We start from the raw sequence: 26,342 nt of genomic DNA on the forward strand, positions 1-26,342 counted from the left end.
GAGATGGCTCAAGGCGCAGTGCGGTAATGAGCACACCGGAAAAAGAATGATCTGGTTCGGGTGAGAGTCAAACTGCTGAGACAGCGTCTTGTCGCCCTTCACGGCAGTCAATGCCACAAGCCGAGTTTCAGCGGTCACGCCTGAAATGACCGTAATGTCCCGTTGTCGGCCATGGGCCCGAACAACCCCATCAGCGAATGACGGGTGCAAGGACCCGGCAAGGCCACGACGAAGCGGCTGACATTAAGGTGCAATGCGGCTTCGTCGATATGCGCCGGCGGGCATCATTTATGCGGGGCGACGCGTTGGTCTCTGCCGGCGTCGATGCGCGGCACAGCTATGGCGACAAACTTTCCGGAGGCCACCAACTTTGGACGGACGGTCGCACAGCTTGATCTAGCCCAGGTTGCTCTTCGGGAGCATTCGGAGAGCGCTCCGGATCGGCAAGCAAATTTGCCAGTGATTCCAGTGCCCAGTTTTGTCACGTCCGGGGCACCAATGACCTGTTCGCCAGCCGTCGCTGATGGTTGAAAGATTCCTTTGAATCGCCGGCGGTGATTTCCAAGACCGGTGTACCGGGGCACCGCCTGTCAGTAACTCGCATCGTCATAATTCGCGCGCGAAGCGGTGGGAGCGTGGCACCATCGCGAACGAGCACAGCGAGTGCAATGGCGAGCAAAGCGACTGCAATGGCTTGCTCAATGGTGGACAAAAATCTCGCAGACAAGGGACGAAGGCGCGCCGGATTGCGCCAAGACGAGGTTTGCCGGACTGGCGCGCGGCAGGCCCCTGATCAACACGGCATTGCCATTATCACCATCGCACAAATCGAAACGCTGGCGGTTGTGGTCGCTGAGGGCAATTGCGGATTGCGATTGCCACGCGATGGCGCTGGCGCCGTTGGCGAGAACGTAGGGCACCGCCAGTTTGGCAAAGCTGATCCGCTCGGCGTCGTTGGGGTTGGGGTCGTTGACCTGCGGCGAATGGCCCGGCCAGTCACCAATGAGGACGTAGCGCCAGGGCACGGCGCGTGCGGCGAGCACGACTCGGAAGCGGGGCGCGGGCAGGGTGCCGTCGAGGTCGAGTGTTACGCTGAAGCCATCGGCGAGGCTGCGCGGCCGTGCCCCATCGGACGCTGGCGCAAAGGCGATCGCGGTCATTTCGTGCCAGACCTCGCTGGTCCCATCACCTATCGCCGAGACGTCTTGAACCGGCGTCGCCATCCGGCTGTCAAAAGCCAGCGATAATGGGCTGCCGTGATGGTCAGCCGGTAACGGCGGCAGCGGTTCAAGCGGAGCCGACACCTCCCCGACGCCCGGGGCTCCGAAGTTGAGGCGCACGGAAATCGTTCGGTCGAGGCGAACAAGGCGAAAACTGCCATCGGCAGCGGTTTCAGCGAACAGACGCACATGATTCCTATTGGCGTGCACCACGATGCCTGCTCGAAACAGTAACCGTGCCGATGCCGCATCGGGCGCAAAGTGCCAATCAGGCGTCGCCGGATCGGCGAAATAACCATGCACAACGACCAGTTCGGCGAGCAAGGCGAGGCCTTTGGTCATGTCGCTGACCCGCCGTGTCGATAACCGTTCACTCTACGGCACGTGGCTGCGCATCGATGCGGCCACAATCGATGCCGAGCACACGTATGCGATAGAGCACCGAAGGCAGATAGCGGCCGCCGTGGATCGACCAGACATGGCTCAGATCGGCCACACCGAGGTTTTCGATCGCCATCGTCAGTTTATCGAGTCCGACCGGAAGCTCCGGCGTGTCGCGATGGTTGAACGATGGGCGGCCCTGAAAGAATTCAATGGTACCGGAAATGCGCTTCAGTGCTTCATCATATCTCGATCCGCTGAAATTGGCGGCAAACATGACCTGCAGGCTGAGATGCACCGGCGGTTGTTGCTGCTTGAAAGTCTGCCCATCGCCTCGCCGACCAGCGGCTGGCAGCGTCGGGATGTCCTCCTGCAAGATATTCACGATAAACACCGCGATCTTTTCAGCAGCCTCCGGCACCGCCGCGCCATTGGCATCGACAAGGTTCGTCAGTGCGGCGAGGCTGCCACCTCCGGGGGCTTGCCGTTGCAGTGCAGAGTCGAGTTCGCGAACAATCAGGCGTAATGCTTCGCCTATCAATCGCGCCTCCCTCTGCCCTGGCCCCAAGCAACCACGTATAATAATATCCGAACACGAAATCCCAATAGCAGCAAGGCCTTTGTGGATGTCGCGTTGATCGAAGATTCGTACGATATAGTGCGATCTGCCCCGCCTATTTTACGGGTTTGCAATCAACGTGGCAAAAATTCGGCACCATCTATCGATCCCAACGGCAACAATTTTATGCCCAAGTTGCTCGTCAAGATTGACTGATACCAGGCATCGCCGACCATCGCCGATGAAAGGCGAGGGGAACTGATATTTCCCAATGATTATTGTGCCCAGTTTTGTCACGTCCGGGGCACCACTTTTGATAGCCGCCGAAATCCGGCCGGCCCCCAACCTGCGGATTCCGGCGGCGGCTTTCTGCATACGCTTTGATCAACGTCTCGCTGTCGGCTACGACAATTCTGCCGGGAAGCTGATTGAGCTTGCGATCGATTTGCGAAAACCTGCCTTCATGGATTTATTCGCAGCGTATTCTGACGCCGCGCGTTGATCCCGAAAATCGCGGAATATCTGCGACGTTACCCGCGCCAAATGCTCGGGTGCTGTGATGGTGGGCGGCCGGGGTGACTCGCGGCAGCGGGCGAGGATGTTCAGGAAAGCGCTGTCAAAGCTCGGCATTCCTTAGACGCAGAGCATTGCCGACAACCGATATCGAGGACAGCGCCATGGCCGCCGCGGCGAAGGCTGGTGACAACAGCACGCCAAAAAACGGATAGAGGACGCCGGCGGCAATCGGCACGCCAATGGCGTTGTAAACGAAGGCGAGAAACAAATTCTGGCGGATATTGCGCATGGCCGCGTGGCTGAGGCGGCGGGCGCGAACGATGCCATTGAGATCGCCTTTGACCAGGGTCACGCCGGCACTATCAATGGCCACATCTGTCCCTGTGCCCATTGCAATGCCGACATCAGCGGCGGCAAGCGCCGGCGCATCGTTGACGCCGTCACCAGCCATGGCAACGATGCGACCTTGGGCCTTCAAGCGAGCAACCACTGCGCTTTTGGCATCGGGAAGGACATCGGCTTCGACCTCGTCAAGCCCCAGACGCCTAGCAACGGCTTCGGCTGTGATGCGGTTGTCACCGGTGAGCATGATCACGCGAATGCCTTCGGACTTGAGTGCCGCGAGTGCTCCGGGTGTCGTTGCCTTCACCGGATCGGCAATGGCAATGACGCCCGCGGGCTTGCCATCAACCGCAACCAGGATCGCTGTCGCGCCTTCACGGCGATGACGGTTGGCCGCATCGGCAAGTGCAGACGTATCGACGCCAAGCTCCGACAAATAGGCGGGATTGCCTATGGCAACCCTGCGACCGTCGACGGTGCCGATGACACCCTTGCCGGTCGGGGCATCAAAGTCTCCGGCAGCCTCCACCGGCATTGCACGGCTGGCGGCTTCAGCGACAATGGCTGCGGCGAGTGGATGCTGGCTGGGGCGCTCGACGGCGGCAGCGAACCGGAGCAGTTCGGCCTCGGTCGTTCCGCTGAAGGGTTCGATCGCAACCACCTTGGGCTTGCCTTCGGTCAATGTGCCAGTCTTGTCGACCAGCAGTGTGTCGACCTTTTCCATCTGTTCAAGCGCTTGGGCGCTCTTGATCAGGACGCCGGCCGCAGCGCCGCGACCAACACCGACCATGACCGACATGGGTGTGGCAAGACCGAGCGCGCAGGGGCACGCAATGATCAAGACCGTCACGGCGGCCACGAAACCGAAGGTCAAGCGCGGTTCGGGGCCAAAGGTCGCCCAGACGATGAAGGTCAGTATGGCAACGGCAATGACCGCCGGCACGAACCATCCTGCCACCTGATCAGCAAGCCTTTGGATCGGTGCCCGGCTGCGCTGGGCGTCTGCAACCATCTGCACGATCCGCGCCAGCATTGTCGCGCTACCAACCTTGTCGGCACGCATGGCAATGGCGCCGGTCTGGTTGATGGTGCCGGCAATGACCGTGTCGCCGACCGCTTTCGTCACGGGCATCGATTCGCCTGTCACCATCGATTCATCGATCGTGGAATGACCTTCTGTGACGGTCCCATCGACCGGCACAGCCTCACCGGGGCGAACGCGCAAAGCATCGCCGGCGATGACCAGCCCAAGCGAAACTTCTTCATCGGAGCCGTCGGGCATCAGCCGCCGTGCCGTCTTGGGCGCAAGATCGAGGAGGGCGCGAATTGCACCGCCAGTTGCCTCGCGGGCACGAAGTTCAAGCAATTGACCGAGCAGAACGAGAACAACAATCACCGCAGCGGCTTCGAAATACACCGCAACTGCGCCGTCCATCCGGCGGAACGCAGCCGGGAACACGCCGGGTGCAACAGTGGCCACGACGCTGTAAGCCCAGGAAACACCGGTGCCCATTGCAACCAGAGTGAACATGTTGAGGCTTTTGTTGACCAGCGATTGCCACCCGCGCTCAAAGAACGGCCAGCCAGCCCACAGCACTACCGGCGTCGCCAGCAACAGTTGGACCCAATTCGAAATCTGCGGCGCCACGAGATGATCGAGCCCGATCAAATGGCTGCCCATCTCGAGGATGAACACCGGTATGGTGAGCGCAAGACCGATCCAGAAGCGGCGGGTGAAATCGGCCAACTCGGGGTTTGACGGGGTTTGGGCGGTGATCACCGCCGGTTCCAGGGCCATACCGCAAATCGGACAGGGACCGGGACCGGCCTGTCGGATTTCCGGGTGCATCGGGCACGTGTAGATTGTGCCTTCCGGCGCCGGCGCCGGCTCAGGCGATTGCAATTCGCCGTGCGCAACATATTTTGCCGGGTCCGCAATGAATTTCGTCCGGCAACCAGCGGAACAGAAATAGTAAGTGTGACCCCCACGCTCGGTGCGATGTGGTGACGTATTGGAATCCACGGGCATGCCGCAAACCGGGTCAATTACGGGCGCGTCCACGCTGACTGCATTATTGCCGCCGCAACACGTATGTTCCGTCATTTCACTGTAGCGAGCGTATGTGCCATGACCATTATTGTGCCGTTTCGCCGTGCCGCTTCAGCCACGACTGGAGACTTGCGACCTCCTTTTCCTGCATGATGACAATCTTTTGCGCCATCGTGCGGAGTTCCTTGTCGGCGGCTTGCGCGACGGCGATCCTGGACATGGCAATTGCACCGCGGTGGTGTTCAATCATCTGACGGGCCCAAGTCTCGGAAGCATCGCTTCCGACGACCATCATCTTGTGATGCATGGCCATTCCCGCCTCGGCGTAAGGGTTGGCCGGCGTATTCTTCATCATTTCGCCCATTCCGCCCATCTGGGATTGGTCCATGCCTCGCATCTTGCTGTGATCAACTGGTGGTGATGTCTGGGCGGCGACGGGCGCCGCCAGAAGCAGGGCTGCGAGAGACAAGTACACGTGCATAAAATGCCTTTCCATGGCGCCGGATTCGGATATCGCCCAAGCAATTTGCCAAAGCGTTTTCAAATCAGGCCGGTCACAACATCTACAACGCAAAGGGCGGCACCAGCGTTCCCAGCCAGGCAAAGATTGCCAGCACCGAAGCGGTGAGGCCGGCTTCAAATGTTATTGATCGGCGCAGCGCCGCCAGTGTTATTGAGGGCTGATCGTCACGCTGGCGGTGTCGTAATCGAAGTGCAGCAGCAGATTGCCGAGCCGGCGCTGGCGGACGCTGTAGGGCAGGGGCTGGCTGGGCAGGCCGGCAGCGCTGGCGGCGCGGGCGATGATGGTTTCGATATAGCTGCCCGCTGGCCAGGCGGCGCAATAGGTGACGCGGCCATGCTGCCAGCTGGCGACGCGGCCGTCCGTGGCCACCAGATCGGGCACGGCGACGCCCTCGACATGATCATACCATCCGCCGGCCTGCCACGGCATGCCTTCCGCCACGCCTTCGATGCTCAGCCGGTCCGGCCAGCTTTCACTCAAGATGACGGTCAGGCCGAGCAGATCACGCAGCGGCCCGGGCGGCAGTCCCGTGGGAATACCAAAATCCGTATCGCGGCTGCCGGTGCGCGGCCCGATGACGATCTGGCCGGGGCAGGCCGCCAGCTCTGCCGCCAGCGCATCGGACACGATCGGCAGGCACGGCACCACCACCAGCGCATAGCCGGCCAGATCATGCCCCGGCGGCACGATATCGACATTCAGGCCCAGCCGCCGCAGCGCCGAATAGCAGGCAAACGCCGCCCACAGCGCCGATCGGCTGGCACCGGAACCCGGCCCATGCGGCTGAATATCGGTCATCCAATCGGCTTCATAGGCAAAGATGATGGCCGCCTGTTTTGGTGTGTCGCCGCTGCTGGCCAAGGCCGCCAGTTCGAGCGCAACCGCCGTGACTTCGGCCAATGCCGGCGCTGGCTGGTTGTCGGGGCGTAGCAGCCCGGCGTGCATCTGTTCCTGGGCTTTGGGAAATTGCCGCCAGCGAAAATAGCTGACCATCTCGGCGCCGTGCGCAAAGGCTTCGAGGGTCCACAGCCGCACCATGCCGGGCAGCGGCGCTGGATTGTGGCGTGCCCAGTTCACCGGGCCGGGCTGTTGTTCCAGCACCGACCAGCGCCCGCCGCGCGTGCAGCCGCGATAGAGATCATGGTGAAAGGCGGCGATATCAGGATGGCCCTGATGCGCAAAGCGCTGCTTGTCGGCTTCGCTGAAGCGGAACGTCTCCAGAAAGCCCAACGGATAACTGTCCCAGCCCAGCACATCGAGATCGGCGCCCAGCGCATGATGATCATAGGCGGTGAAAAAGCCCATGGCGTTGTGGGTGATATCCCGCCCCGGCGAGTGCGCGCGCAGCACGTCCACTTGCGCGCGGTTGAACGCGATCACCTGATCGGACGAAAAGCGCCGGAACGCCAGCCAGTGCGCCGGATTGGCCTCGGTCACGGTCAGATTGGGCAGCTCGATCTCGGCAAAGCTGCGATACTCCATGCTCCAGAACACATTGCCCCACGCGCTATTCAGCGCCGCGATGCTGGCGTAGCGCTGGCTGCACCACCGCTGAAATGCGCTGCGGGCGGCCGGGGAATAGCTTTCCACCGTGTCGTGGCAGCCATATTCATTGTCGGTTTGCCAGGCCACCACGCCCAAATGGTGCCCGTAACGCTCCGCCAGGGCGCGGGTGATGCGCACAGCCTGCGCGTGATAGCCGGCATGGCTGAAGCAATAATGCCGGCGCGAACCATAGCCGCGCACCCGACCGTCCTGCCCCACGGCCAGCATGTCCGGCATCTGATCCACCAGCCATTTGGGCGGCGTGGCGGTGGGCGTGCCCAGTATGATCCGAAGGCCGGCGCTGTGCAGCACGGCAATGGCGCGGTCCAGCCAGCCCCAGTCAAATTGGGCGTCCTCTGGTTCGATGCGGCTCCAGGCAAATTCGCCGATGCGCACCCGGGTCAGGCCGGCGGCGACCATGCGCTGCGCATCATCGGCCCATAGGCTTTCCGGCCAATGTTCGGGATAATAGCAAACGCCAAGATGCATATCGGACATGGCCAGACACTGGCCATCGGTGCCGGGAATGACAAGCCCGGCATTTCCGGTCTAGATGGCCGGCAAAAGGGGGGAATGATGCCAACAGATCTGGCCGGTGTCGGCAGTTCGCTGCAAATCGGCGTGTTTTTGGGGATTACTGCGCTGACCGCGCTGCTCACGTGGTGGTGGGTGCGCCGCGGCAAGCGTGCCAGCGCTGATGGCTCCCGGCAGGAAGTCTATCTGGCCGGCAAATCGCTCACATGGCCGTTTGTGGCCGGATCGATCACGCTGACCAACTTGTCCACCGATCAGCTGGTTGGCATGAACGGCAATCAGATGCTGCTGCTGGCATGGTGGGAAATTGCCGGCTTTGTCGGCCTGATGGTGCTCGCCTTCGTGTTTGTGCCGCTTTATTATCGCTACAATTGCACCACCGTTACGGAATTGCTGGAGCGCCGCTACGAAGGCCGCTCCATTCGCACCTTGATTTCGGGCATTTTCCTGTTCGGCAATCTGCTCATCTATCTGCCGGCGGCGCTCTATTCGGGCGGGCTGTTCCTGCAATCGCTGTTTGGCACCGGCATCCCGCTGATCGGCTGGGCCATCGCGCTGGCGGTCATCAGCGCCGCCTATGCGATTTTTGGCGGCCTGCGCGCCGTGGCGGTGATGGACACATTTTCCGGCGTCGGCATTCTCGGCCTGGCGCTGCTGATCGTTGTGCTGGCGCTGGCGGCAGTGGACTTTGACATTGTCTCGGGCGTGCCAGCCGAACGGTTGAGCATGATCGGCAACGCCGACAGCCCGATTCCGTTCCACACGCTGTTCACCGGCATGGCGTTCATCCAGATTTTCTATTGGTCGACCAATCAGAACATCACCCAGAAGGCGATGGCCGCCACTTCGGTTGCGGAGGCCAGGCGCGGCGTGTTTGCGGCTGCGGCCATCCGCATCCTGATCGTGCCGCCCATCGTGGTGGTGCCGGGCGTGGTGGCGTATAAATTGTTCGGCGATATCGGCGATGCCTCCTATGGCCGGCTGGTTGGCGAGGTGTTGCCGACGTGGTTGTCTGGCGCGTTTGCGGCGATGGTGGCGGCTGCGGTCATCACCACCTTCAGCGCCGTGCTGAATTCCACCATCGCGCTGTGGTCGGTGGATTTTCACGAGCGTTTCATCGGCCCGGTGGCCAATCACTGGAAACTGGGCGCCGGCCTGTCGGTGGCGGCGACGATCTTTGCACTGCTGATGGTGCCGGTGTATCAAAATGCCGATAGCATCATCAATTTGCTGCAACAATTGAATGGCTTGTCGTCGATGCCGGTGCTTTCGGCCTTCATTGTCGGCCTGTTGTTCAGCGGCGTGCAGGCGCGGGCGGCGATTGCCGGCGTGCTGTGGGGCATCGCGCTGTATGGCCTGTACAGCTTCTGGTTGCAGCCCAGCGGCCTGGCCCAGCTGCATTATATCGATATGATGCTGGTCACGCTGGCCACGTCGGTGCTGGCCGCGCTGGTGGCAAACCGCCTGCTCGGCGGGCGTGCGGTCTGGCTGGGCTTCGCGCTGTTCCGGGGCGGCGCGTGATCGCAGCGCGGCTGGCTTGCCTGCACGGTGACGCCTGGAGCTTGGTGCTGGAATGGCCAGAAGGCGCTGCGCCGATCTGGCGGCATATCGGGCAGCGCACTGATCCGGCCGGGCTGCCGGCGCTGGCCGATGTGCGCGCCCCGGCCCATTTCACGCTGGAGGATGCGCCGGCGCACAGCGCCATTCCGGTGGCCGGGTTGGGCTGGTTCGGGCCATCGGCGCTGGCGCTGCGCGGCGCTGACGGGCGGGCGCTGGCGGTGGCGTTCACCGCCTGGGATGTGGTGCAAACGCCGACCAGCCTGACCATCACCGGCCACGACGAGCTGGCCGGCATCGCCTGCACCCTCAGCATCCGCCGTACGCCCGGTGACAGTCTGGAATGTGTCACCAACGTCGAAAACCGGTCAAGCCAGCCCGTCCTGATCGATCATCTCGCCAGCGCCGTGCTGCCGGTGCCGGCCGGCATGGCCAGCATCATCGCCTGGCGCGGGCGTTACAATGCCGAAATGATCGAAAGCCGCTGCGCCATGCCCGATCATGGCTGGCAGCGCGAAAGCCGCGGCGGCTTGACCGGCCATGGCGGGCCGTGCGGCGCCGTGCTGCTGGCGGCGGACGCCGGCTGGCACCAGGGCCGCGCGCTGGCAGTGCAATTGGCCTGGTCTGGCGATGCGCGGCTGGCCATCGAACGGGATGACGATGGTGGGCATATCTTGGCGGCGCAGGCCGTGCTGCTGCCCGGTGAGCTGGTGCTGCCGCCCGCTGCCAGCCACACGGCGCCGGCGCTGCTGCTGGCGTTGTCGGATGGCGGCCGGGGCGGTGTGATGGCTGCCATGCACGCCGCCGTGCGCGCGCGGCTGGCGTGGCCGGGCGGCGCGATGACGCCGCGCCCGGTGCACCTCAACAGCTGGGAAGCCTGCTATTTTGCCCATGACGAAGCCCGCATCCGCCGCCTCGCCAATGCTGCCGCCGCCATCGGCGTCGAACGCTTCATCCTCGATGATGGCTGGTTCAAGGGCCGCAGCGATGACCGCGCCGGGCTGGGCGACTGGACGCCCGATCCGCTGAAATATCCGGGTGGCCTGGGGCCGGTGGCCGATCATGTGCACGGGCTTGGCATGCAATTCGGGCTGTGGGTGGAACCGGAAATGGTCAATCCCGACAGTGATTTGTACCGCGCGCACCCCGATTGGGTGTTGGCGCTGCCCGGCTTGCCGGGCCCCACCGCGCGCCATCAGCTGGTGCTCGATCTGCGGCGCAGCGATGTGCGCGCGCATCTGTTTGGCGTGCTGGACGGCCTGCTGCGCAGCGTGCGCATCGATTATCTGAAATGGGATCATAATCGCGCGCTGGCGCCGGCCGGCGGCGCGGCGCAGGTGTCCGGAGTCTATGCACTGTTGGCGCAGCTGCGCGCGGCGCACCCGCAGGTGGAGATTGAAAGCTGCGCGGCGGGCGGCGGCCGCATCGATGCCGGCATCGCGCAGTTCACCCACCGCTTCTGGCCGAGCGACAATGTCGATGCGCTGGCCCGTATCGCTATTCAGCGCGGCTTTCTGGCGTTCATGCCGCCGGAATTGATGGGCGCGCATGTTGGTGCCAGCCCCAGCCATGCCACCGGGCGGCAGCAGCCGCTGGGCTTCAGGGCCGCCATCGCCGCGCAAGGCCATCTGGGTGTGGAGCTTGACCCGGACGCGCTGGAGCCGGCGGCGCGCGCCGAACTGGCCGGCTGGATCGATTTCTGGAAGACGTGGCGCGGCGTCATATTGGGCGGGCAGGTGGTGCAGGGCGAGGCCGGCGACGGGTTGCTGTGGCAAGCGCAAGGCGGTGTGCAGGGTGAATGGCTGCTTTGGGTGATCCGCGCCGATCAGGGCAGCGATCGTTATCCGCAGCCGATTCCGCTGCCATTTGCGGCCGGCCGCAGCTGGCAGGTGCAATTGCTGCGCCAAACCGGCCCGTCCGCCGTGCTGACTCCGCGCGCCGGCGGCGCTTTTGCCGCCATGCAGGCCGCGCCGCAGCGCTTCACCGGCAGTTGGCTGGCCGGCGCTGGCTTGCCGGTGCCGGCACTGGCGGCGCACAGCGTGCTCATCTTTCATCTCCGGGCCGAACCATGACCAACACGCTGCCGCATCGCCGCCAAAATCTGCTGACCGGCGAATGGGTGCTGGTCAGCCCGCAGCGCATCACGCGGCCGTGGCAGGGGGAGGCCAGCCCGCCACCGCCGGCATTGGCGCCAGCGCATGATCCGGCCTGCCATTTGTGCCCCGGCAATGCACGCGCCGATGGCACTCGCAATCCCGATTATGCCGGCGTGCATGTATTTCCCAATGATTTTCCGGCGCTGCTGGATCAGGCCGCGCCGCCCGCAGAGCCGCCCGCGGAATTGGGCTTGCTGCAGGAAATGCCGGCGCGCGGGGCGGCGCTGGTGATCTGCTATTCGCCCGATCACAGCGCCTCGCTGGCCAGCCTGGGTGATGCAGCGCGCACGGCCGTGGTGGCCACCTGGTGCGCGCTGTCGGCCAGCCTGGGAACATGCTGGGCGAATGTGCAGATTTTTGAAAATCGCGGCGCGATGATGGGGGCATCGTCGCCGCATCCGCACGGGCAAGTGTGGGCCGGCGATTTCGTGCCCACGCTGGTGGCGCGGGAGGATGATCGCCAGCGGACGCATTTTGCCGCCACCGGCCGGGCGCTGCTCGCCGATGTGGCCGATGCCGAACTTGCTGCCGGCACGCGGGTGGTGGCCATGAACGATGATTGGCTGGCGGTGGTGCCGCACTGGGCGGCGTGGCCATTTGAAACCCTGATCATCGCGCGCGGCGATGTGCGCCGGCTGGACGATGTCGGGCCTGACCAACAGGTTTCGCTGGCGGTGCTGCTCGGCCGGCTGCTGGCGGGCTGTGATGCGCTGTTTGCGGCGCCGTTTCCTTATTCGCTAGGCTGGCACGGCGCGCCGCATGCGCTTGGGGCGGATTGCGCGCATTGGCGGCTGCACGCCCATATCCTGCCGCCGCTGCTGCGATCGGCCAGCGTGCGCAAGCATATGGTCGGCTTTGAATTGCTGGCCGAAACCCAGCGCGATCTGACCCCGGAAGCAGCGGCAGAGCGGCTGCGGGCGGTGATGCCATGAGCGCGCAATTGATGGCAGCAGCAGCGGCGCGCTTTGCGGATTGGCGCGGCGCGGCCCCGGCGGGGACCGTTTTTGCGCCGGGCCGAGTCAATCTGATCGGGGAGCATGTCGATTACAACGATGGCCTGGTGCTGCCGATGCCGATTGCGGCTGGGACAGCCATCGCGTGGGCTCCCCGCAGCGATGGCCGGGTGCATGTGCTGGCGGCCGATTTTGGCGAAACCGATGAATTTGCGCTGGCCGCACCGGATCGTCCGGCAACCCCGGCCTGGCCATCCTATGTGCGCGGCATGGCGGCGTCGCTCATTGCGGTTCTGCCGGGTCTGGCTGGCGCCGATATCGTCATCACCGGCAATCTGCCGCAAGGGGCGGGGGTTTCCTCGTCGGCTTCGCTGTGTGTTGCGGTGGGCCGGGCGTTGCTGGCGGCATCAGATGCGGCGCTGCCGGCGGTGCAACTGGCGCAGGCCGCTCAGCGCGCCGAGCATGACTATGCCGGCGTCGCCTGCGGGATCATGGACCAGATGGCGGTGGCCGCCGGCCTGCCTGGCCATGCCATGCTGCTCGATTGCCGCAGCCTGACATTTTCGCAGCATCCGCTGCCGCCGGATTGGCGCGTGATGCTAATCGACAGCGGCATAAGGCGCGGGCTGGTGGACGGCGAATATAATCTGCGCCGCGCCCAGTGTGAGGCTGCCGCAAAGGCCATCGGCGTGTCCACATTGCGCGATGCCGTGTCCGCCCAGCTGGCTGCGGTGACCCAAAACAGCGCCGAATACCGGCGCGCGGCGCATGTCGTGGCCGAAATCGCGCGCGTGCAGGCAGCCGCCGCAGCGCTCGATCGCGGCGATCTGCCGGCCATGGCGGCCATCCTGCGCGCCGGCCATGCCAGCCTGCGTGATCTGTTCGACGTCAGCCTGCCGGCCATCGATCGGCTGGTGGACCAGGTTGATGCGCAGCTTGGCAGCGCCGGTGCCGCCCGGCTGACCGGCGCTGGCTTTGGCGGGTCGATTGTGGCGGTGATGCCGCGCGGTCACGAAACACAACTGGCGGACACCATTTGCCAGCCGATGGTCACGCTGTGGTGAAAGGCTGCAACCGCATGGACACCGACCAGCGTTCCCCCGGCACAATTTCGCGTACGCCGCTGGCCGCACCGTCCGCCCCGGTGCGATTGAAGCCATCGGTGATATGGCTGACCGGCTCGGCGCAGAAGAACGGCTCATTGGCCGGCACATAGATGGTGGTGAACGGCAGATCGTCAGACGGAGTGATGATCATGCCGATGCGGGCTTCGGGCCAGACGATCTCGATGGGGCCATCGCGGCCTGTATAAACCGTATCAATACAGCGGCTTGCGACGGGTCTGCCGTGCCACCAGTCGATGGGGCCATCACGCTCGGTCAGCGTGGTTGGCAGGCAGGCAGCATCGGTTTTCCATTCGCCGCGGTGCAGCGCCCGCATCCTGGTCGCCGGTGTGCGCGGAAAAAACGGATGAAAACCCAGCCCGGCCGGCATCGGTGTGTTGGCGAGATTGGTGATCGCCAGCCCGAACAGCGCGCCGCTGACATCAAGCTGGAAGGATTGTTCGGCCCGAAACGCCCATGGCCAGCCGATGGCCGCGCTGCTGCCCGGCACATCGAGTGCCAGCGCGATATGGTCGCTGCGTTGCGCAGTGATGCGCCATGGCAGGCGCCAGCCAAAGCCGTGAAGCACTGGTTCGCCCGGTGCATTGGGGTGATTGGGCAGCAGTTGCACCGCCTTGTCGTTCCAGGAAAAGCGCGAACCGCACAGGCGATTGCTGAATGGAATCAGAGGGAAACACCCGCTGTTCAGCACGCCGTCAACCAATTGCCGGCGCAGCAGCGGGCGGCCATGCCATTCCAGACTGGCCACACTGCCGCCCTGTTCGGGCAACACAGCAAGGCGCAGCGGCCCTGATTCAATGATGGTCATGGCAATATACCTGCCGCAATTGTCGATGCTTGGAATCGGCAATCTTGCACAAAGCCGCGATGATCAAATGCTGGATGCCCCGCGAGGATTCGAACCTCGATTAACGGTGTCAGAGACCGGAGTCTTACCTTTAGACGACAGGGCAATTGCAGACGGCGGGCTTAGCGCTGCCGGCGCTGCCGGTCAAGCCGGCTGCTGCCCCGTGATTTGCGTTTGCCTGCCAACAGGCTTAGCGTGACGGCAGGTTTCGTTACGGCCCGGCCATTTGGCAGGCCAAGGCGGAAATATTGCACTGACTGGACTTGCCGATGCCGGCCTACACCGATTTTGCCCGGGTTGATCCCGGGCCGCCCCCGTCGCACGACGAACCGGGCAATTTGCAGCGCAACAGGGCTGGAAATGGCACGGCCACGGGTGGCAATGCCCGCCGCGGCAGGGCCTATGGTGCGCTTGATCTTGGCACCAACAACTGCCGTTTGCTGATCGCGCGGCCATCACCCGATGGGTTTACGGTGGTGGATGCCTACAGCCGTGTCGTGCGGCTGGGCGAAGGCTTGCTGGATGCCGGCCGCTTGTCGGATGCCGCCATGGACCGAACAGTGGCCGCGCTGGCCGCCTGTTCCGAAAAATTGGCGCGCCGTGATGTGCGCCTGACCCGCAATGTCGCCACCGAAGCCTGCCGCCGCGCCAGCAACGGGCTGGCGTTTGTTGAGCGCGTCTACAAGGAAACCGGCATCGCGCTGGATGTGATCAGCGCTGCCGAGGAGGCGCGGCTGGCTGTTTTGGGCTGCCATGTGCTGATCGAGCCCGATGGTCCGCCAGCGCTGGTGTTTGATATCGGCGGCGGATCAACCGAATTGATGCTGGTTGATGGCAACAAGGGCTTTGATGGCCCGCCGCAAATTATCGACTGGATTTCAATGCCTTGGGGCGTCGTCAGCCTTGCGGAAACCGAACCGCAGTGGCCAACGCTGGATGCACGGCTGCAGGCTTATGATCGCATGCTCGGTGAAGTGCAGCCGCTGCTTGATGGCTTTGCGCAGCGCCTGGCGGCCCGCGGCGTAACCGAGGTGCAGTTGCTGGGCACATCGGGCACGATCACCACGTTGGCCAGCGTGCAGCTTGGTTTGCCTGGCTATGATCGCCGCCAGGTGGATGGCTGCGCTGTTTCGACTGCCGAGCTAGCCGCTTTGTGCGCATCGATTGGCCAGCGCAGTGTTGCCGAACGGTCCCGCATCGCCTGTGTGGGGCCGGACCGCGCCGAATTGATCGTGGCGGGCTGTGCCATCCTGCAAGCCATCCTGAATCGGTGGCCGGGCGGTGTCGTGCGAGTGGCGGATCGCGGCATTCGGGAGGGTATTTTGCGCACATTGATGACCCGCGATGGCGTTTGGCTGGCCCGATGAAGTTGATGAGATCATGACTGGACAACCAACCGGCAGCGATGGCCGTTCCCGCGGCGGCAAGGTGCGCGTGAAAACCGCGCGCCGCCGCAGCCCGCAATCGGTGCGCTGGCTGGAACGCCAGTTGAACGATCCCTATGTGGCCGCGGCCAAGGCCCAAGGCTATCGCAGCCGCGCGGCGTTCAAGCTGAAGGAACTCGATCAGCAATTTGATATTCTGGCCGGCGTTGACCGCGTGGTCGATCTGGGCGCGGCGCCGGGCGGCTGGTGCCAGGTGGTCAAGGAACGCCGGCCGCGCGCGCGCGTGGTCGGCATGGATTTGCTGGCGATCGAGCCGCTGGCGGGCGTCGAGTTGTTTCAGAAGGATATTACTGACGATGACAGCGAGGCGCTGATCCTGGCCACGCTTGGCGGCGCTGCCGATCTGGTCATGTCCGATATGGCCGCCAACACGGTGGGCCACAAGATGACCGATCATCTGCGCACCATGGGCCTGATCGAAGCGGCGCTGGACATGGCCACGCGGCTGCTGCGGCCGGGCGGCGGCTTTGTGTCCAAGGTGCTGGCCGGCGGCGGTGACGGGCAGCTGACGGCGCTGCTCAAGCGGCATTTCACGGTGGTCAAGCATGTGAAGCCGCCAGCCAGCCGCAAGGGCAGCAGCGAATGGTATGTGGTGGCGCAGGGCTTCAAGCCGGCCGGAATCACGGCTCCAGCTGATGCACCGGCGCCTATCTGATGCTGAAGATACAGCATTGTTTGGTGGTCATGCTGCTGGCGGCCCCGGCGGCCTCGGCGCTGGGAAGCGAACCGGTGATGACGCCGCTGGCGACCGGGTCGGAGCTGGCCGTTTGGCGGCTGCCGGCCACGGCCGAACGCCGCCACACCACGCCGATCGTGTTTCTGCACGGCGGACCGGGCATGTACACCGAAGCGCGGCGGTTTGACGAAGGTGCGCCGCTTCGCGCTGCCGGCTTTGATACCGTGTACTTCGATCAAGCCGGTGGTGGGCGCTCAGCGCGGCTGCCGGCGGCGGCCTATGGGCTGGAGCGCGCCGTTGCCGATCTGGAAGCGTTGCGGATTGCGCTTGGCCAAGAGCAGATGGTGCTCTGGGGCAACAGCTATGGCGCGGCGCTGGCGATGATTTACGCCGCCCGCCACCCGGCCCGTGTTGCCGGCTTCATCCTCACTGCGCCGGGCATGTTTCCGGGCTACAGCGGCGCCCGCGATTACAGCCGCACCGATCGCGGCCGCGTGGTGTATGAAAAGGCGCTGAGCGCCGCGGTCAATCGCATCGACAAGGACGGCGCTGCCGCCGAAGCTGCCTTGCCGCAAGCCGAAGCCGGTGTCTTGTTCGACAGGTTGGTAGCCGCTGAATTGATCGACGGCGTGGTGTGCAAGGGCGCCGCGATCCGGCCGCCGGCATTGCCCGGCGGCGGCAATCTTTATGCACAGCGGCTGATCGCGCGCGATTTGAAGCGGCTCAAGCCAGCCGAGCCGCCGCTGGCCGCCGTGCCGGCGCTGGTGATGCGCGGGGCCTGCGATTATGTGCCGATGGCCAGTGCCCAGCGTTATGCCGATGCGCTTGGCACCAAGGTCACCACCATCGAAAACGCCGGACATGGCTTGCTGGAGCAGCGTGCTGCCGTCGATACGGCGCTGCTGGGCTTTGCCAGTACGGCGCTGACCAGAGTGAAATAGCCGCCGGGCCGGCCTGCCGGCATGCGTGCCCGGCAATATGGCGGTTGCCAGTGGCGAAATTGGCTGGCACTCAACAACCGCAGCAACAGCTTGGCTGGCCAAGGCGTGCGCGGGCAAAACGGGAGCAGGGAACCAGGATGACGGCACGGCAACCGGCGGAATGGGCTGCACATGCCGCCACGTGGACAGCATTTCCTTCGCATCCTGACCTGTGGGAAGCTGATCTGGAACCGGCGCAGGCCGAAGTGGCGGCCATGGTGCGGGCGGTCGCAGTGGGTGAGCGGGTGGAATTGCTGGTCGCCACCGCCGCCGCTGCCACCGCCGCACGGGTGCTGCTGGGTGACTGTGATGTGCGGCTGCATTATTATGGCTTTGGCGATATCTGGCTGCGCGATACTGGGCCGTTGTTTCTGAAATCGCCGCATGGCGCGGCTGCGGCGGGCTTTCGCTTCAATGGCTGGGGCGGCAAATACAGCCTGCCCGGCGATGACGGCGTGGCGGCGTTTGTGGCCGGCCAGTGCAATCTGCCGCTGGCCAAGCATGGTTGGGTGCTGGAAGGCGGCGCCATCGATGTCGATGGCACCGGCCTGGCGGTCACCACCGAGCAATGTTTGCTCAATCCCAATCGCAATCCGCGCATGGACCGTGCCGAACTTGAAAGCCATTTGCGCCGCGATCTGGGGATTGATCGGGTGTTGTGGCTCGGTGATGGCCTGCTGAATGATCACACCGACGGCCATGTCGACAATCTGGCGCGTTTTGTTGGCCCGGGCCGGCTGGCGCTGCCGGTGGCGGCGGGCAGCGATGATCCCAACAAGGATATTTACGAAGACGCCGCTGATCGTGCGCGTGATTTCGGGCTGGAGGTGGTGGCGATTCCCTCGCCGGGCCGGGTCGAAATCGATGGCCGCCCGGTGCCGGCCAGCCACATGAATTTCTACATTGCCAATGCCGTGGTGGTGGTGCCGCTCTATGGCACCGCCAGCGATGCGGACGCGGTGGCGGCAATCGCCGCGCTGTTTCCTGATCGGCAGGCCATCGGCATGCGGGCTGATCATATCCTCACCGGCGGTGGCAGCTTCCACTGCATCACCCAGCAGCAGCCACGCTGAACCCCTCTCCCACTTGGGGAGAGGGAGGGGCCCGCAACGAAGCGATGGGAGGGTGAGGGGGTGCGAGCACACCGACACGTGCACCCGATTGCGAGCGTTCGCTTCAGTCCATTCGAATGAGAAAGAGCCTCCGGATGAAAGAATTCCGACCTTCAGTTTTTCCACATTGGACGAATCCGGTGGGCTTCAGCCTTGAAATTGCTCGAATCCTCGCAAAATGCGCCGTCTGCCCATGATCAGCCAGCAGGACCTTCATGACAGATGCAGGCCATGTAGGACAGACCGCGACGGGTTCACGCATCGAGCGATGGCCGCACAGTCTCACACCCTCCCACGCCCTCAACAAGCTCAGTCGGGGACCACTTCCTCTCCCAGCCAGAAGGCATTGGGGGGACAGGGATTGATGGTCTTCCCCGCGCCACAATAGCGCGCTAAATCGACTGCATGACCCGCCTCATCACCATCGCCGGCCTGCAACTCGCGTTTTCCGGCCAGCGTGACGCCGACATCGCCATGACGGCCGCCGCCGCGCGCGCCGCCGCTGCCGGCGGCGCGCAGGTGGTGCTGCCACCGGAGTTGTTCGAAGGCCATTATTTCTGCCGGCACGAGGATGAAGGCCTGTTTGCAAATGCGCTGCCGCTGCACCAGCATCCGGCAGTGGCGGCGATGCGCGAAGTGGCGTTGGAGACCCGCACCTATATCCCGTGCTCGTTCTTCGAAAAGGACGGCCCGCACCATTACAACAGCCTGGCGATGATCGATGATGGCGGCAACATCATGGGCGTCTACCGCAAAAGCCACATCCCCGATGGGCCGGGCTATGAGGAGAAATTCTATTTCCGGCCCGGCAACACCGGATTCAAGGTGTGGCCAACGAAGTATGGCGTGGTGGGCGTGGGCATCTGCTGGGACCAATGGTATCCCGAAACCGCGCGCGCCATGATGCTGATGGGCGCCGAAGTGCTGCTGTATCCCACCGCCATCGGCACCGAACCGCATGATCCCGGCCTGGACACACGGCGGCTGTGGCGGCGGGCGATGGTGGGCCATGCCGTGTCCAATGTCGTGCCGGTGCTGGCCTGTAACCGCATCGGCACCGAAGAGGCCGGCACGGCCCATGCGCAGACATTTTACGGCACCAGCTTTGCCTGCGACCAGCGCGGGGACATCGTGCATGATCTGGATGATCAAACGCCCGGGATGGTGATGGCGACCTTCGATCTCGATCTGGCGGCCCGCCACCGCGCCGCCTTCGGCTTTTTCAGGGACCGCCGGCCAGAGCTTTATGGGCGGTTGGCGCAAGATCTCTGACGTATTACCAAAACTTTAGAAAGTTACGAAAGTTATGGTTTTCGCGGTTTTTGACAACTCGGCGCTGATCGGCAGGCGCACGCTCTGGTTCGGGCGTCTGCATGTTGCTGCAAACAGCGAAGTCAGCAATTCAAAGAACAGGCAATTGTTTGGCAGATTCAAGCCGTGTAGGACAGCCTCCGGCGGGCATGGGTGATCTATGCTCCCAGTCACCGGAAGGTGCGCAGGCGGCGTCAAGCGTTTGCCGGCGATACAATTCGCATTTCGGCGGCTGATGCGGGCCGACTCCTAAATCGCGCGCACCGCGAAAGGGCGCAAATCTCAATTCAGGGCGCTGTCACCATGAACCTTCTTGCCTGTGCCGCAGATCAATATCTCACTTGCAGATCGATGCCGAAGGTGCGCGGATCATTGTAAACGCCGGTTTCGAACCGAGTGGCAGTGTTGAAACCGCGCGCAGTCAACACATCCCGGTCGAACAGGTTGCGCGACCATATGGCGATTTCAAGTTTGGCGCCGGAGGTGCCGAGATCGATTTCAGTCAACGCGATGCGGGCATTGGCCAGCACGGAGGATCCAGTCGGCGGCGATGTGATCACATTGTTTCCCGACGAGATCGAGCCGGCATAGGCAAGATCAAAGTGAAGCAGCAGCTCGGCATCGGCCAGCGGCTGCACATAGTCGATCGCCCCCGATGCAGCATGGTTTGGTGTTTGGACCATCGAGATTTGCGAAACGGCATTGTTGAACGGATTCACCGTCGGCGGAATATTCCAGGTGGTGTAGGCATAGGATGCTGCCAGCGTCAGACCGTCAAGCGGGTTGACAGTGAGATCGATTTCACCTCCCCGAATGCGTGACGTTCCCGGGACGTTGACGGTTTCATTCACGGTGCGCAGGCTGCCCTGCAAAATGGCGTTGCGGTTGAAATCGATCTGCTGGTTTGTGTAGTCACTGGTGAAAGCCGCCACGTTCAGCCGAACCCTGGAATTGAAGAATTCGGTCTTTGCGCCGATTTCTGCAGTCTGGATGGTTTCCGGACCAAAAGACGAAAAAAGCAGCGACCGTGAATTGGCGCCGCCGGCCCGGTAGGCCTGGCCCCATTTGGCATAGACATTGAAATTGTCTATCGGCTGGACTTCGAGCGTGAAGGCAGGATCGACCCGATCTGCGGTAAAGGTGAAGCTGTTGCTGGCATCGATGCCGTTGACTTTGAGCAACCGACCATTGCGTTCGTCATGGGTATAACGCGCACCGGCGGTCAGATTGATGCGATCATCAAGGATCGGTGGCCGCCAGCCCACCTGCGCATAAGCTGCATAGGATGTGGCCTCGGCAAAGCTGGCACGATCGGGAAACGGATTTTCGGCGCCGGCTGCCAGCGATGGTAGGCGGCTCCAGCCGGTTCCGGTGGCATTCCACACCAGCGAGTTTGGCGCCCAGGCATCGTCTCCGCCGCTTTCCTGGAAATAGTACAGCCCGGCCGTGATATCCATCCGGCCGACCTTTCCGTGGACCTGCAACTCCTGGCTGAACTGGTCTTGATTGGCATTGGCGAGACTGTAGCGCGAGAAATTGGTGTTTGGCCGGTAGCCACCGGTGTTCGGTCCAACTGCATTGTCAAACTGGGACTGATCGATTTTCCGATAGGCGGAAATCGAGCGCAGCGAGACATTCTCCATCGCCTGCCAGTCGACCGTAAGGCGATGCCCGAACTGGTTGCCGATGCTCGGCTCCTGCGGCACAGCGACATCGGTCCGATTGACCCGCCGAAAGCCGATGGTCACAATTGGGGCGACATTGGGCGCACCACCCGGTGCAACCGCCGGCACTGCCAGCAACTGCAGATAGCTTGGTGTCGTTGCATCCCGGGCAACATCAAACCCATAATCGACCGAAAGCGCCGGTGTGGGTTCCCAACGGGCGCGAACCGCCAGACCTTGGCGGTCGAAATAGTTGAAGCCCGGCTGGCCATCGGCCACGCCACTGACCTGACCGTCCCGATATTGCTTGATGGCGTCGATCTTGATGGCGATGCCGGCAATGCGCGGCAGATCGAGATGGATTTCGCCGTTATAGCCGTTGAAGTTGCGCAGGCCGGCGCCGAAGCGCAACCCGAATTCACCCTTGGGCTTGCGTGTGACGATATTGAGTGCACCGCCGATTGCATTGCGGCCGAACAACGTGCCTTGCGGCCCGCGCAGCACTTCAAGACGCTCCAGATCGAACAGCGCGGCAGCGAGGCCTTGCGGCCGGGCAAGATAGACTTCGTCGATATAGATGCCCACCGTGGAATCGCGTGCCGGCTGGTTGGTGTCGCTGGCCGGGCAGATGCCGCGGATACACACGACCAACGCCGAATTGCGACGGGCAAACTGGCCAACGCGCAACGACGGTATTGAACCATCGCGCAGATCGACAAGGCTCAGCACCTGCCGGTTTTTCAGATCCTGAGCTGAAAACACAGTGATGGCGACCGGTGTTTTTTGGAGATTGGTCTCGCGGCGCTGTGCCGTGACCGTGATTTCGGCTAAGCCGTCACCAGCGGCATCGGCGGCGGCGACACCCTGGGCTAGTTGATCCTGGTCTGCGCTTGATGCGCGCGCACTGGCGCTAGTTGCGGTTATCAATGCCAGCGTTGATGCTGTCGCTATCCAGAACACGCCAAATTTCGAAAGCGGAAAACTAATCTGCCTGTTCATTTTTGCCACCCCTAAAGCTCGGGTGGGTCGATATCGGTTACCCTTGGCAGAGTCGAGTAGTCAACTCGTAGATTTGTAGTGATATTTTACTTACAATAAAATGACAAAATTGGCATATTACTATAACATTTTTATTACAATCCAGTATTTTGCAGTAAAATGGCAGTGTAAATTCATTCGAAGATAACCCCGGTGCGGGATTTTGAGGTCTGCTGTGCTTGTTGTCTGCAGCCAGAGTTCAGGGGACCGCATACTTATCTCTAAGCCCCGACTGGCACCAGCGCAGCCGCCAGCACCGTGCGCAGCATCTCGGGCGTGATGGTGCCGGTGTTGAGGTTCAGCCTGCTGGGGTGGTAGCTGTCGTGCAGCAACACGCCCGATGGCAATTTGTGCACGGCGCCGTGGCCGAAGCGGTATTTGGGCAATTTGCCGCCGATGGCCTTGATGGCGGCCTGGTGCGCGGCTTCGCCCAGGGCGACCACGACTTTGAGGCCGGGCAGGGCGGCCAGTTGCGCCGCCAGATAGGGCCGGCAGGCGTGTTTCTCGGCCGTTTCGGGCAGATTGCCGGGCGGCGCGCAGGCCACGGCATTGGTGATCAGCACGCCGGGCACGCTCCACACCTCGGGGGTTTCGGTGGCCAGGCCCAGCTCGGCCAGCGTGGCAAACAGCAATTTGCCGGCATCGTCGCCGTGGAAGGGCTTGCCGGTGCGGTTGGCGCCTTTCAGGCCGGGCGCGAGGCCGATGATGGCCATTGTCGCATTGGCATTGCCCAGTGGCGGCACTGGCGCGTTCCACCACGTGCCATGGCGGGCCTGCTGTTCGGCGCGGTAGGCGACCAGCCGTGGGCAAAGGTCGCAGTCGATTGGCGGGGTGCCGGGGAAGATAGTCTCGTCAGTCATGCCAGCAGGCTGTAGGCGATGCGGCGTATATGGCAATCGTGCATGTCGCCATCGGCTCCAATCGCCGCCACGGACGCTTTGGGCGGCCGGCTGGCGTGGTGCGCGCGGCGATTGCTGCCTTGCCGGGCGTGATTGCGGCATCGCCGATCATTGCCACAGCGCCGCTGGGGCCGGGCACGCGGCGTTATGCCAATGCCGTGGCGGCGATCACCTGGCCGGGCGATTTGCGGGATCTGCTGGCGTTGCTGCAGGCCATGGAGGCGGATTTTGGCCGACGGCGCGGCCAGCGCTGGGGCGACCGGGTGCTCGATCTGGATATCCTGGCGGCGGGCCAAGTGGTGCTGCGTGGGCGCAGGCTGATGGTGCCGCATCCGGAGCTGGCGCGGCGGCGTTTTGTGCTCGATCCGCTGGTGGCGGTGGCGCCGGGATGGCGACACCCGCTGCTGCACGCGACCGCAAGGCAGTTGCGCGCGGCGCTGCTTCGCCCTAAAGGCCTCCCCCGCACCTAGATGTGCGACTGCCATCATGGCAACGGGTCCTTAGCTCAATCGGTCAGAGCGACCGCCTTTTAAGCGGTAGGTTTCGGGTTCAAGTCCCGAAGGACCCACCACGCCGTAGCGCGGCTGGCGGCGGTCCGCCGCCAGACTCGCGCAAGGCCGGCCAGCGAGCGAAAAATTGGCCCCTCCGGCCATATTTTTTGACTCGTCTGACGACGCGGCTCCGCCGCGCACTTTCCTTTCTTTCTGTGCTTCAAAGCGGACTCGGCGGCGGCGCCGCCGGCCGCCCTCTTGCACCGCGCCGCAATCCGCCCCAACGTCACCCAATGCCCATCAGCGACTACACACTCAGCCACTTTACCGCCGGCCCCTACACAAGGCCCGTGTATCGCCGCGGCACGGGCCCGGCGGTGATCGTGATCCATGAAGTCCCCGGCCTCCACAGCCAGGTGATTGAATTTGCCGATCGCCTGGCTGATGCCGGCATGAGCATCTGGTGCCCCAGCCTGTTCGGCACGCCCGGCGCGGCGCCCACCAAGGGCGCGGCGGCGGTGCAATTGTTCCTGAACATCTGCATCCGGCGCGAATTTTCGGCATGGTCAGGTGGGCGCTCCAGCCCGATTGTCGATTGGCTGCGGGCGTTGGCCAAACAGGCGCATCACGAATGCGGTGGGCCGGGTGTGGGGGCGCTGGGCATGTGTTTTACAGGCGGCTTTGCGCTGGCGATGATGACCGAGCCGAGCGTGATCGCCCCGGTGCTCAGCCAGCCCAGCCTGCCGATCAAGGGCGCCAAGGCCGGCAGCATCGATGCCACCCCGGCTGAGATTGCCTGCGCGCGGGCGCGTTTCGAGTTGGAGGATCTGTCGCTGCTGGCGCTGCGCTACAAATCTGATGCGCTGGTGCCGGATGCCCGGTTTCGGCGTTACGAGCGGGAATTTCCCGGCCGGGTGGAAACCATCGAGCTTGCGGATGAAGATGCCCGCCCCGGCACTGGCATGGCGCCGCACAGCGTATTGACCGTGCATTTGCCCGATACTGGCCCCGGCAAGGCCGCAGAACAGCGCGTAATCGGTTTTCTGCAGCAGCGGCTTGGTGTAACCGCCGGGGCTTGAACCATATCCGGCATGACGGCAGGAACGGTTCCAGTTTCAAAAGGGAATTGCGATGTCACTTGCCTCTGCATCACTCGCTTCTGCGCTCATGTTTGTTGCTGCGCTTGCTGCGGCCCCGGTTGCTGCGCAATCGGCGCCAGTGCCTTCTTCGGCCACCGCCGTGTTGACCAGCGGCACGCGCATCACCGATACGCGCGTCGGCTCAGGCGATGTCGCCGAACCTGGCCGCATGGTTGCGGTGCATTACACCGGATGGTTGTTCATTGATGGCATGAAGGGCAAGCAGTTCGACAGTTCGCGCGATGCCGGCCAGCCGTTTACCTTCATGGTGGGCGTGGGCCAAGTGATATTGGGCTGGGATGAAGGCGTGTCCGGCATGAAGGTGGGCGGCGCCCGCACGTTGATTGTGCCGCCAGCGGCGGGTTATGGCGATGCCGGCGGCGGTGATGTCATCCCGCCCGGCGCAACGCTGCTGTTTGAGGTGGAATTGCTGGCCGTGCGTTGAACAATTGCCGGGTTTCGCGCGTTTTCAGGCTCTGGTCGCACAGGAATATCGTTGATGAATGCCATATCCGTCTCCGTGCCCGCTGCGGCAGCCCCGGCCACTCCGGCCGTGATCGGCAGACCGGTGCTGGTGCTGCAAGGCGGCGGCTCGCTGGGCAGTTATCAGGCCGGTGTGTTTTCGGCGCTCGATGCCAGCGGCTATTGCCCGCAATCGGTGGCCGGCATTTCAATCGGTGCCATCAATGGCGCGATCATTGCCGGCAATCCGCCTGAGCGCCGCCGCCAGCGTCTGGCCAGCTTCTGGGAGCGGGTGACCAGTTGCCCGTCGCTGGCGTGGTTTGGCGGCAACGCCATTCCGGGCGGCGGTGACCTGATCAGCACGTGGCCCGATGCACTGCGCCATCAATGGTCGGCAGCAACAACGGCCCTGGCCGGCGCACCGGGATTTTTCCAGCCGCGCTTCCCGTGGATGCCGGCGTGGTGGCCGGGCCAGACATCGCTGTACGACACGTCGCAATTGCGGGACACGTTGAATGAATTGATCGACTGGGACCTGCTCAACAGTGGCGCAGTGCGGCTGGCTGTTGGCGCCGTGAACGTTGAAACTGGCAATTTCCGCTATTTTTGCACATCCCGCGAACGGCTTGATGCCCGCCACATCATGGCATCGGGCGCGTTGCCGCCGGGATTGCCGGCCATCGAGATCGACGGCCAATGGTGGTGGGATGGCGGCCTGGTATCGAACACGCCGCTCGATCATGTGCTGGACGATCATAATGATCAGGAACTGGCGATTTTTCAGGTCGATCTGTTTCCGGCGCGGGGGGCGCTGCCCG

Annotated in this window: 22 protein-coding genes and 2 tRNA genes; 15 read left to right on the top strand and 9 right to left on the bottom strand. The window is 63.5% G+C overall.

The features are described 5' to 3' along the window. Positions 1-698: 698 nt before the first annotated feature. Entirely contained in the window at positions 699-1,562 is an 864-nt protein-coding gene (locus ABWP50_RS04140; protein WP_353216730.1) for a hypothetical protein, read from the bottom strand. A gap of 28 nt (positions 1,563-1,590) precedes the next feature. Beyond that, positions 1,591-2,142 (bottom strand): Pvc16 family protein, encoded by a 552-nt coding sequence (locus tag ABWP50_RS04145; RefSeq protein WP_353216731.1) that lies wholly within the window; start codon positions 2,140-2,142, stop codon positions 1,591-1,593. A 289-nt stretch (positions 2,143-2,431) separates the two neighbouring features. On the opposite strand from ABWP50_RS04145, the gene ABWP50_RS04150 reads away from it, so the two are divergent. Then, positions 2,432-2,662, top strand: a complete 231-nt coding sequence (locus tag ABWP50_RS04150) for a hypothetical protein (RefSeq protein WP_353216732.1) — start codon at positions 2,432-2,434, stop codon at positions 2,660-2,662. A gap of 114 nt (positions 2,663-2,776) precedes the next feature. Here the strand turns inward: ABWP50_RS04150 and ABWP50_RS04155 are convergent, their stop codons facing one another. From ABWP50_RS04155 to ABWP50_RS04165, 3 genes are all read right to left on the bottom strand, one after another. Continuing rightward, positions 2,777-5,122 carry a heavy metal translocating P-type ATPase gene (locus tag ABWP50_RS04155; protein WP_353216733.1) on the bottom strand — a complete coding sequence of 782 codons (2,346 nt, stop codon included), beginning with the start codon at positions 5,120-5,122 and terminating at the stop codon, positions 2,777-2,779. A gap of 31 nt (positions 5,123-5,153) precedes the next feature. Further along, a complete protein-coding gene (locus ABWP50_RS04160; protein WP_353216734.1) occupies positions 5,154-5,564 on the bottom strand; it encodes a DUF305 domain-containing protein in 411 nt (136 codons plus the stop codon). Positions 5,565-5,738: 174 nt separating this feature from the next. Next, positions 5,739-7,634, bottom strand: a complete 1,896-nt coding sequence (locus ABWP50_RS04165; RefSeq protein WP_353216735.1) for a beta-galactosidase — start codon at positions 7,632-7,634, stop codon at positions 5,739-5,741. Positions 7,635-7,709: 75 nt separating this feature from the next. Between ABWP50_RS04165 and ABWP50_RS04170 the strand changes: the two genes are divergently transcribed. From ABWP50_RS04170 to galK, 4 genes are read left to right on the top strand one after another with little or no spacing between them, the layout of a single operon-like run. After that, complete coding sequence (locus ABWP50_RS04170; RefSeq protein ID WP_353216736.1) at positions 7,710-9,191, top strand: sodium:solute symporter family transporter; 1,482 nt, start codon at positions 7,710-7,712, stop codon at positions 9,189-9,191. Further along, positions 9,188-11,299, top strand: coding sequence for an alpha-galactosidase (locus ABWP50_RS04175; protein ID WP_353216737.1), 2,112 nt, complete (start codon positions 9,188-9,190; stop codon positions 11,297-11,299). Before ABWP50_RS04170 ends, ABWP50_RS04175 begins: the two co-directional genes overlap by 4 nt. Further along, positions 11,296-12,315, top strand: coding sequence for a UDP-glucose--hexose-1-phosphate uridylyltransferase (locus tag ABWP50_RS04180; protein WP_353216738.1), 1,020 nt, complete (start codon positions 11,296-11,298; stop codon positions 12,313-12,315). The genes ABWP50_RS04175 and ABWP50_RS04180 overlap by 4 nt, the downstream gene beginning before the upstream one ends. Beyond that, positions 12,312-13,400 carry a galactokinase gene (gene galK, locus ABWP50_RS04185; protein WP_353216739.1) on the top strand — a complete coding sequence of 363 codons (1,089 nt, stop codon included), beginning with the start codon at positions 12,312-12,314 and terminating at the stop codon, positions 13,398-13,400. The genes ABWP50_RS04180 and galK overlap by 4 nt, the downstream gene beginning before the upstream one ends. On the opposite strand, the gene ABWP50_RS04190 is transcribed toward galK, so the two are convergent. Beyond that, positions 13,387-14,268: an aldose 1-epimerase gene (locus ABWP50_RS04190; protein WP_353216740.1), complete on the bottom strand. Its 882-nt coding sequence runs from the start codon at positions 14,266-14,268 to the stop codon at positions 13,387-13,389. The two genes, galK and ABWP50_RS04190, sit on opposite strands and share 14 nt — an antisense overlap. 71 nt (positions 14,269-14,339) lie before the next feature. Continuing rightward, positions 14,340-14,413: transfer RNA gene (locus tag ABWP50_RS04195), tRNA-Gln, on the bottom strand. 163 nt (positions 14,414-14,576) lie between these two features. Between ABWP50_RS04195 and ABWP50_RS04200 the strand changes: the two genes are divergently transcribed. The 5 genes from ABWP50_RS04200 to aguB all read left to right on the top strand — a co-directional run bounded on the left by ABWP50_RS04200 (position 14,577) and on the right by aguB (position 19,792). After that, positions 14,577-15,674, top strand: coding sequence for a Ppx/GppA phosphatase family protein (locus ABWP50_RS04200; RefSeq protein ID WP_353216741.1), 1,098 nt, complete (start codon positions 14,577-14,579; stop codon positions 15,672-15,674). Between the two features lie 13 nt (positions 15,675-15,687). Beyond that, the gene (locus ABWP50_RS04205) at positions 15,688-16,407 is read left to right on the top strand and encodes an RlmE family RNA methyltransferase (RefSeq protein ID WP_353216742.1); all 720 of its coding nucleotides are present in this window, start codon (positions 15,688-15,690) and stop codon (positions 16,405-16,407) included. Beyond that, the gene (locus ABWP50_RS04210; protein ID WP_353216743.1) at positions 16,407-17,369 is read left to right on the top strand and encodes an alpha/beta fold hydrolase; all 963 of its coding nucleotides are present in this window, start codon (positions 16,407-16,409) and stop codon (positions 17,367-17,369) included. Before ABWP50_RS04205 ends, ABWP50_RS04210 begins: the two co-directional genes overlap by 1 nt. A 137-nt stretch (positions 17,370-17,506) precedes the next feature. Then, positions 17,507-18,481, top strand: coding sequence for an agmatine deiminase family protein (locus ABWP50_RS04215; protein ID WP_353216744.1), 975 nt, complete (start codon positions 17,507-17,509; stop codon positions 18,479-18,481). Between the two features lie 444 nt (positions 18,482-18,925). Then, a complete protein-coding gene (gene aguB, locus ABWP50_RS04220) occupies positions 18,926-19,792 on the top strand; it encodes an N-carbamoylputrescine amidase (protein WP_353216745.1) in 867 nt (288 codons plus the stop codon). Positions 19,793-20,160: 368 nt separating this feature from the next. Here the strand turns inward: aguB and ABWP50_RS04225 are convergent, their stop codons facing one another. Beyond that, positions 20,161-22,494 carry a TonB-dependent receptor gene (locus ABWP50_RS04225; protein ID WP_353216746.1) on the bottom strand — a complete coding sequence of 778 codons (2,334 nt, stop codon included), beginning with the start codon at positions 22,492-22,494 and terminating at the stop codon, positions 20,161-20,163. A 260-nt stretch (positions 22,495-22,754) separates the two neighbouring features. Beyond that, positions 22,755-23,393, bottom strand: a complete 639-nt coding sequence (locus tag ABWP50_RS04230) for a uracil-DNA glycosylase (RefSeq protein WP_353216747.1) — start codon at positions 23,391-23,393, stop codon at positions 22,755-22,757. A gap of 29 nt (positions 23,394-23,422) precedes the next feature. Between ABWP50_RS04230 and folK the strand changes: the two genes are divergently transcribed. From folK to ABWP50_RS04255, 5 genes are all read left to right on the top strand, one after another. Then, a complete protein-coding gene (folK, locus tag ABWP50_RS04235; protein ID WP_353216748.1) occupies positions 23,423-23,902 on the top strand; it encodes a 2-amino-4-hydroxy-6-hydroxymethyldihydropteridine diphosphokinase in 480 nt (159 codons plus the stop codon). Positions 23,903-23,926: 24 nt separating this feature from the next. Beyond that, a tRNA-Lys gene (locus tag ABWP50_RS04240) sits at positions 23,927-24,003 on the top strand. A gap of 213 nt (positions 24,004-24,216) precedes the next feature. After that, positions 24,217-25,002: a dienelactone hydrolase family protein gene (locus tag ABWP50_RS04245; protein ID WP_353216749.1), complete on the top strand. Its 786-nt coding sequence runs from the start codon at positions 24,217-24,219 to the stop codon at positions 25,000-25,002. Positions 25,003-25,090: 88 nt separating this feature from the next. After that, positions 25,091-25,507 (top strand): FKBP-type peptidyl-prolyl cis-trans isomerase, encoded by a 417-nt coding sequence (locus ABWP50_RS04250; RefSeq protein ID WP_353216750.1) that lies wholly within the window; start codon positions 25,091-25,093, stop codon positions 25,505-25,507. A 54-nt stretch (positions 25,508-25,561) separates the two neighbouring features. Next, positions 25,562-26,342, top strand: a 781-nt coding sequence (locus ABWP50_RS04255; protein ID WP_353216751.1) for a patatin-like phospholipase family protein, incomplete at its 3' end; no start/stop codon positions are given.

This window comes from Sandarakinorhabdus sp. (genome assembly GCF_040398645.1).
In the GTDB taxonomy this organism is placed as follows: domain Bacteria; phylum Pseudomonadota; class Alphaproteobacteria; order Sphingomonadales; family Sphingomonadaceae; genus Sandarakinorhabdus.